Raw genomic sequence first — 5,268 nt, forward strand, 5'->3', positions numbered from 1 at the left:
GTTTTTCTGCCTGAGCCGCTGAGGGTAATTTGCGAGAATCTTCTTTATTCATTCCCGCATTGTAGCGTAATATTCCATTGCCGAGTTAATAATAAGAGGGACTCGGAGGTTGCAAACAGGGCAAGAAACCGTGGAATTCTTTAGCTTGAACAATGCACTCTGATTCTTTACACGGATTCGAGCCTTGGATTCCTTTTTTCCCTTCTTTTTCTTCTTCCTAGCCATGAATCACCAGACGATTTCTAACGTTGCCAGCTGGGGCGGCCTACGCTGTTTATGCGCGCAGCGCATAGCGTAGGCCGTCCCGCGGAGGCGCGCAGCGCCGGAGCGTACAGCCTGGCCTGGTTAGGCTTGTTGCTTGCCATAGCACTGTGGGCACATGTGAATTTTTGCATAAATTTTGCCGCCCTTTACTTCGTAGTATTCCTTTTTCTGTGCTGCGCTAAAGGTAAAGATCGTTCCGCATTTTGAGCACACAATCTCTTCACCTCGATAGGCCGCGGGAATGCTCCAACTGCCCTTGTACTTCGCATTAAGAATCTCTTTATTTGCTAGGGCAACATCCCCTTTAATAGCTCTACGGCCAAAGAGCTGGAGTTTTATCCTCTTGAACATTTCTGAAGCCTAACGCCGCCGGCAGGGGCAGCTTGCCTTGTGCGTGTTTTGCGCAAAAATGGGAGCGCAGCGACCTGCGCAAAACATGCACAAGGTAAGCTGTCCCGCGGAGGGCCGAAGGCCTGGAGCAGGCTGCCCGGCTTTGTTATGCATGGCTACTACGCCACCAGCTTCCGTGCCGCCAAAACTATGGCAACAAAGAGCCCAAGGTAGTATGCGCTCCACAAATTGAACTGCCTATCACGTAGTTTCTGGATCCCGCCAAACAGTAGAAATATGGAAGGTATAAGAACGAAGTTCATTAAAAAGCCAAATATTATGGGTAAAACTGCTGCCGTATCTTGAAGAATTGCAATTGGAGCCAGTGAAACTAGTACGCCGACGACGGCCAATGCAATTGCGATTTCCTTAGGAAATTTCTTCTTTTCTTCCATTTCTACGCTATTCACTTCAACTCTCTAAGATGCATAACGCCGCCAGCAGGGGCAGCTTACCTTGTGCGCCTATTGCGCGAAAATGGGAGCGCAGCGACCCGCGCAAAAGGTGCACAGGGTAAGCTGTCCCGCGGAGGCGCGCAGCGCCGGAGCGTACTGCCTGGCCTGGTTAATTTTTGTCTCTCTCGCGCATTTGCCTTACTCGTTCTTTAGGTGAAATAGCTCCCTTATGCGCAACCTCACTTTCAATTCTTTGATGCTTCAGCTGAACTGACTTGCCGGCCATGACACAACTAATAATCAGAAAAATCACACATGTAATAGAGGTTTTTTTCCAATCTGCAGGTGAAGCGTAAAAGTACTCCTCACCCACTATCACCAAACTTATAACCAACCAAACAATAATCCATGATTTAAGTGCTTTGAAGTATGTGGCCATGTCAGATTCTTCAGTATCTACTTTTCTGGCGAGAACCAAGCCCGATGCAAAGAAGATGATGAGTAGAACGGCACTTTTCATGGGTAACTCGGAAAATTAACGCCCAGCGCAGGCGCAGCCAGCGCGGAGCACTTTTTGTGTTAATGTTTGAGCGCCAGCGAGTAACACAAAAGGTGCGTAGCGTTGGCTGTCGCTCTGCCGCTGCTTGTTATGCATCTACCTGTACTTAGCAAGAACTTCACCAACACCAGACATCTCTTTCTTTGTTTCTAAGAACTCGTATAGTGAAAATGAATCTTTTCCATTAATAAACTTTTTCGAGCTGCTAATTTTTAGATTTGGATTTGCACCGTTACTCAAAAGAAGCTGAACCAAAACTGGATGGTTCAATAGAATTGCCGAATTTAAAGGTGATAGCCCAGACGAGTTTGGCTCGTTAATATTGCAACTAGCATCGATGGCAGTTTGTATTACTGCCTCTATCGTTTTATTTGGCAGCTTTGGATGGTTCTCATATGCATCCACCATCATCCCGATAGTAGGCCCCAGAACGCTCTTACCATTAGAAAGATAGCAACCATTTTGTCCACTGGCCTCAATACCAACAGATCGAAGGCTCTCCACTGATGCCCAGGTATGCGAAACATTTAACGCAAGGATCGCGACAATTAAAAACTTACTCACGGAATCTCCATTGATGCATAACGCCGCAATCAGACGCGGCTAAGTTTGTGCGCTTTTTACGCGATAATGGGAGCGCAGCGACCGCGTAAAAAGTGCACAAACTTAGCCGTCGGCTGCATTGCCTCGTTAGTGTGACTGGCTGGCACCACCCCACTTACATCTCAATGATTTTAAGGAGCGTTGCCCTTGCCACAGTTCTGTTACCCTCCTTTATTCTCCACGTAAGTCCTGGCTTCAATTTTTCATCAAGCTCTGGATAGGAGATGAAGGTTATTATCACCTCCGCAGAGTATCCTGGCTCTAACTTCTGTAGGCATTTTGGAAAAGTTACTTGCCCTATAAACATCCAATCTTCCTGCATCCATGAAAATTGATGATCTGGTCTATAGTAACCGGCGCAGCAATCAACTGGAGTTCTTCTTCCATCATTTTTACTCCATGGAAGCAATTCCATAAACGCTGTAACCGTTGTGCTCTTTGCTTGATCTCTATCCATGACTGGGCTCAAACACTAACGCCGCAATCAGACGCGGCTTACTTTGTGTGCTTTTTGCACGAAAATGGGAGCGCAGCGACCGTGCAAAAAGTGCACAAAGTAAGACGTCGGCTGCATTGCATTGTTATGTGGGAACACACTCGCCGTCCAGTTTGTAGCTGATTTTCCGCTTCACACCATGTGTTGGTTCAGTTGCGCCAATTAATTCTTTTGGTACGAGATTATGCTTTCTAAGGGCTTCCTTTGCAGCCTCATCAAATATGCCTTCTGGGTGTGACTCTATAATTTTTACATTTTCAAAAGATCCATCAGGCATAACTGTTACTTCGAACTCTACCCACCCTTCTATACACTTTTTGAGCGCTTCTATGGGGTAGTTTGGCTTAACATAAATTGTCGTGCCCGCTGAGAGGCCTGGTATAAGACAAATAATAAAAATCGAGATTAGCGAAATACTCTTCATTCTCGAGCTCACATAACGCCGCCAGCAGGGGCGGCCTACTTTGTGCGCTTTTTGCGCGATAATGGGAGCGAAGCGACCCGCGCAAAAAGTGCGCAAAGTAGGACGTCCCGCGGAGGCGCGCAGCGCCGGAGCGTACTGCCTGGCCTGGTTAGGCATTTTAACCTGCGGGGACCAGCTGTACTTTTTCAGCGCACGCCGAATCCACAACCTTAGAATTAATTGCTTCACAGAACATTTCTTGCTCTATTTTGCAGTAGATACCAAAAGGCTCCAACTGGAAAAAATGGCCGATTGATTCACCTTGCTCCGTAATTCTTATAGATAAATAGGGCGGAAGGTCAGAGTTAATGTGGTACCAAGAAGCAGTTATGAAAACTTCAGCTTCATCTGTTTCAGGAAAAAACTTGCCATAACAATCAGGGAGAATCAGCTTCTGCCCAGCTATAGAAAACACTCTATTCTCTAGGTCAAGAATTGCCGGTTGATACTTTTCCGGAAGCCCCACTAACTTGCCTTCCGATAATCGAATTATTCTATCTTGGTGTGCATGTGCCAAGAGAGGTAACACCACAAAAATAATAGATAGAGCCAAAGTTCTCATTGATTGCCTAACGCCGCCAGCAGGGGCAGCTTACCTTGTGCGTGTTTTGCGCAAAAATGGGAGCGCAGCGACCTGCGCAAAACACGCACAAGGTAAGCTGTCCCGCGGAGGGCCGTAGGCCCGTAGCATCCTGCCTGGCATTGTTATGCCTTGGGCACCAATGCATTAATAATTGCCATTGAGAGTACGCTGCAGTACAAACCCAGAGAGCCATAGACTCCAGCTAATACCGCAACACCAAAAACCTTTGCCTGATAAAGGTTTTCCGCTAGCGTGTTCATGTCATTTACACTCATTATGCCGAGCGCTTTGAAAATGAAATACGCCGTAAAGCTTGTGGCCAACAACATCAAGAATAAAGTAAATTTCGTGTAATTTTGACTCCACCCTTCCCTCAGGGCTAGAAGTTCAAAAAACTGAAGAAAATTACTTTTTATAAGTTCCATCGTACTTTCTCAATGAGGCATAACGCCGCCAGCAGGGGCAGCTTACTTTGTGCGCTTTTTGCGCGAAAATGGGAGCGCAGCGACCCGCGCGAAAAGTGCACAAAGTAAGCTGTCCCGCGGAGGCGCGCAGCGCCGGAGCGTACTGCCTGGCCTGGTTATGGCTGGCGCCGCTCTTAGCCCACTACCGGCACTCTGCCCGTAGCGCAGCGGAGGGCCGCAGCCGATTTAAGATGAGGAAGAATACCAGACTTCCCGCATCACTGAACTTTCTTACTGCCTACCCAAAATACTGGCTTGGACTTGCCGCAGCGCGTGCCCTAAAACGAAGGCACCGGGAACGAAACTGTTTAAATTCGGCCATGCAATGCGCTATCAGAATAATGGCTTCACAAACACCACGGAGCTTTCCGCAGGCACAACTTTTTTAAATTTTGCCAAGCCACCATAACGTTGCCAGCAGCGGCGGCCGTAGCGTTTTTTGCGCGAAGCGCATTGCGTAGGCCGTCCGGCGGAGGCGCGTAGCGCCGGAGCGTACTGACTGGCCTTGTTAAGCACTTGCTACGATCACCAATAGAACTACAACGACCAAGGCTACACCAAAGTATATGGGGTTTATAGACACGGGGCCCGTAGTGTTTAGCACGAGCAATAACTCGTTGACTTTCAGCGAGTCACCAACCCCTTGAGAGACTAAAATTTGAAGATATGATTCTAGCTCTAATTGCCACTCAGTAATGCTTGAGTCCTCTAGTGAATCGAGTATGGACATCAATTTTTCAGACTCTTTAGAAGGCAAACTCTCTGCAAACTTCGAAGCCTCCTTGTAAAATTGCTCAATATTCATAGGCGCTTAACGCCGCGCTCAGCCGCGGCTAACTTTGTGCGCTTTATGCGCGATAATGGGAGCGTAGCGACCGCGCATAAAGTGCACAAAGTTAGACGTCGGCCTGCAGCGCATTGTTAGGCGCGCCGAATTCAAAAACTAAGTGCGACACTATCCTCAAACAAGAAGGTGACCTGTGATACAAGGGCTTTCTCTCTCCCGCCAAGAAGTGAGAAACCCCTATGAAGTACCAACAGATCACCTCTG

At 47.7% G+C, this 5,268-nt stretch carries 8 protein-coding genes; all 8 read right to left on the bottom strand.

All coding sequences use genetic code 11. The features are described from left to right. Positions 1–345: 345 nt before the first annotated feature. A complete protein-coding gene (locus tag IG627_RS20300; protein WP_193195070.1) occupies positions 346–615 on the bottom strand; it encodes a zinc-ribbon domain containing protein in 270 nt (89 codons plus the stop codon). A gap of 158 nt (positions 616–773) precedes the next feature. Continuing rightward, on the bottom strand, positions 774–1,064 hold the full coding sequence (locus IG627_RS20305; protein WP_193195072.1) for a hypothetical protein: 291 nt from the start codon (positions 1,062–1,064) through the stop codon (positions 774–776). Positions 1,065–1,218: 154 nt separating this feature from the next. Further along, positions 1,219–1,569: a hypothetical protein gene (locus IG627_RS20310; RefSeq protein WP_193195074.1), complete on the bottom strand. Its 351-nt coding sequence runs from the start codon at positions 1,567–1,569 to the stop codon at positions 1,219–1,221. Between the two features lie 135 nt (positions 1,570–1,704). Beyond that, entirely contained in the window at positions 1,705–2,172 is a 468-nt protein-coding gene (locus IG627_RS20315) for an ankyrin repeat domain-containing protein (RefSeq protein ID WP_193195076.1), read from the bottom strand. Positions 2,173–2,326: 154 nt separating this feature from the next. Further along, positions 2,327–2,668 (bottom strand): hypothetical protein, encoded by a 342-nt coding sequence (locus tag IG627_RS20320; protein WP_193195078.1) that lies wholly within the window; start codon positions 2,666–2,668, stop codon positions 2,327–2,329. Positions 2,669–2,792: 124 nt separating this feature from the next. Further along, a complete protein-coding gene (locus IG627_RS20325; protein ID WP_193195080.1) occupies positions 2,793–3,131 on the bottom strand; it encodes an energy transducer TonB in 339 nt (112 codons plus the stop codon). Between the two features lie 157 nt (positions 3,132–3,288). Next, positions 3,289–3,732 (bottom strand): hypothetical protein, encoded by a 444-nt coding sequence (locus IG627_RS20330; RefSeq protein WP_193195082.1) that lies wholly within the window; start codon positions 3,730–3,732, stop codon positions 3,289–3,291. 143 nt (positions 3,733–3,875) lie between these two features. Then, positions 3,876–4,178 carry a hypothetical protein gene (locus tag IG627_RS20335; protein ID WP_193195084.1) on the bottom strand — a complete coding sequence of 101 codons (303 nt, stop codon included), beginning with the start codon at positions 4,176–4,178 and terminating at the stop codon, positions 3,876–3,878. Between the last annotated feature and the right edge of the window lie 1,090 nt (positions 4,179–5,268).

The organism is Microbulbifer taiwanensis, from assembly GCF_014904815.1.
GTDB lineage: Bacteria > Pseudomonadota > Gammaproteobacteria > Pseudomonadales > Cellvibrionaceae > Microbulbifer > Microbulbifer taiwanensis.